Annotated in this window: 1 protein-coding gene; it reads right to left on the bottom strand. The window is 43.1% G+C overall.

All coding sequences use genetic code 11. The features are described from left to right. Positions 1 to 125 precede the first annotated feature (125 nt). Positions 126 to 2,468, bottom strand: coding sequence for a PhoD-like phosphatase (locus tag GNE10_RS33705; RefSeq protein ID WP_185570386.1), 2,343 nt, complete (start codon positions 2,466 to 2,468; stop codon positions 126 to 128). Positions 2,469 to 2,601: the final 133 nt, after the last annotated feature.

Here is a 2,601-nt window from a genome sequence, read left to right as displayed (position 1 = left end):
AGATGGGGACGCGGGGACACGGGGACACGGGGACACGGAGATGCAATTTGAATGATGATTAGCTTATCTAAGTCCAATTTTGGATCTATCTGGCGTTAGTCAATCCAAAATCCCAAATCCAAAATCTAAAATTTAAAATTCCCCAATAATTGTTCATTAGGCGTTAACTGAGTTTGAAAACGGCTGTAAACAATTTTGGTTGGATACCAAGAACAAAACCAGTAGGAATCTTGAATAATTTGGTAATCAGTACTGGCATTTGGTAACTCAAACTTCACCAAACTTAAGTTATTCAATCCAACTACTTCTTGCCCTTCTTGGAACCAACGAGATTTCCAAAACATTAGAGGTTGTAAATATCGAATTTGGGAATTTTGCGCTCGTTTCCAAGGAGCGATGAATGATGATAAATCTGCTGTACATTCAGAAGTTTGAGCGCTTTGGCGAATCATCCATTCCAGGACACAATACCAGTCAGGGCCAGCTAGTTGCTGTTGTTGGTGCAGCCGATTTTTGTGGTAGCGTTTGGCAGTGAAGGTATCGCGGTGTAATTTTTTCCCAGCAATTTCTACCATGTTGGCTGGATTCATCCATCCAATCCAATATCGTAGTTTTTCTGGTAACAACCAATGTTTAATTCGTGTATGAATGAGCTTTGTTAGTGCTTCTTCATTCTTTAGGGCACTAGAAGTTAACTGTACTAAAACCGATGAAGAATCACCATGAATACGTGCATAAGACAAGCGAGCCGCAAAACTATAATGAATATCTCCAGATAAAATAATCACTTGTTGACGTTGCTCAAATAAAGTATTGAGAAATTTACCCAATGCTTCAACATTGATGTTCCAAGCATCACCAACATCGGTGGAAAAAACTTTCTCTTGTTGTAAATTCCAATGATGAATCCAATCAATCACTTGCGAACCAAATACATTAGTGGGTGCAATTACAAATGTGGTTTCATTGTGAGTATCTTCAGCGATTTTTCGTAAAGGTAAAACTAGTTGTTGCTCAAAAGCTTTTGGACATAGCAGCATCGGTGGGGCGATGGTTTTTTGATCGGCTGGGTAACCCCGCCAAGTGCGCGTATCCAAAACAATCACTTCATGACAATCGCTCTTAACTATGTAATTCCAAGTAAGTGTTTCAGAATGCCGCGATAAAATAAACACTGAATTGTCTCGGACTAAAACAGGTAAATCCGTGTGGGTATCGATGGCAGGCATACCAACATAACGAGCGATCGCTTCATCAGCCTGTGTATCTTTTCCTGCATTAGCTGACAAAGCTTGTGCCGCAGCCAGTAGTTTTTCTCCTGGTTGACCTTGTGCAAATTGTTCTGGTGTATTGCCCCATGCTTGAAAGATGCTATAAGCTAACAGCGCATTTTGCACCACTCGCCGTCCCAAGGGACGCCCCAAGACTCGCAAACACCAAGCTTGGTTCAAATTCCAGTCATCACTAACATCATGGTCATCAAAGATAGTGTACGTGGGAATATTCGCAAGGGCGCGGCGCACTTTTCCCAGGGTATAAATGAATTGTCGTAAATCTTTGACAGCCTGATTCCAATTTTTGATTGCTCGGCGATCGCTTGTTACTTGGCGTCCTTTAGGAAATACAACTGGCCAGCACACTGGTGACCATGTTAACAAGTAAGTAGCGTAATATTCACCCAAACTCAGCAGATGACTGGCAACTTTTCCAGATTTATTATGTAATCCTGCGGTCAAGCCGGCTTCATTGGTAGCAACTTTAGCTCTTTCTCCGGGGGGCAATTCTTTGGGGGTACAGTAAACCCCAGCTACAGGTAATTGTTCCTCCCAACCCAGCAGAGCATCCCCAAGAGTAGTAGCAACCCACAGCGATGGATCTGCTACATCGTCACCATAAATTTGATCTCCAGTCAGGAATAGCTGTTGAGGACGCAGCTGGACTTGATTTGCAGATGCCTCTATAAGACTATCAAGAATTGGTAGGGCATCAAACCCAGAACCATGAGGTTTACGACAGGAAGCATGGACAATTTGCAAATCTTGGAGGCGGCAGGATGGTAAGGTAAAAGTTGGTTTTTGATGCTCAAAGTAGCTGATACTAGCTGTGGGATATGAGCTTGAGCATAATGCTTGTTGTAGCGTTTGCCGAGTCTGGTTAGTGGTAGTGAACTGCAAATCATAGGCATAAATGCGATCGCTACTTAGGCTATGTCCAACTGTAGACCGAGCTGTGACAGCAACTACATGAAGATACTTACCCAAAGCAACAGTAGAGCGATCGCCCTGGAATAAGCATTCTCCCAGCATTTCACCATCATTTGTTGTGCCATAAACTTTGAGTTCTACCTCACAAGCCTGTTTAAGCGCCACCCATACTGTTACTGATTGCGGTTCAGTATGTTTGAGAATTGGCCCTGCCAAAATCAGTGGTAGTCTTTGGAAAAACTCATCTCCAACTTGGTACTTCATTAGAAACAGATAAATAATCTTGGCTATTGGGCATTGGGGACTGGGGACTGGGGAATAGGGACTGTTGACTGTTGACTGTTGACTGTTGACTGACGAGTTATCATTCTCCCCTGCCCCCTACCTCCCCACCATC

Origin of the sequence: Nostoc sp. 2RC (genome assembly GCF_014222165.1) — a bacterium.
GTDB lineage: Bacteria > Cyanobacteriota > Cyanobacteriia > Cyanobacteriales > Nostocaceae > Nostoc > Nostoc linckia.
The sequence above is the reverse complement of the archived record's forward strand: the minus strand, read 5'-3'. Positions and strand labels throughout refer to the sequence as shown.

Bases quoted from the DNA above. Each gene is read 5' to 3' on its own strand.
- GNE10_RS33705 (WP_185570386.1), bottom strand. From the start codon at position 2,468: ATGAAGTACCAAGTTGGAGATGAGTTTTTCCAAAGACTACCACTGATT.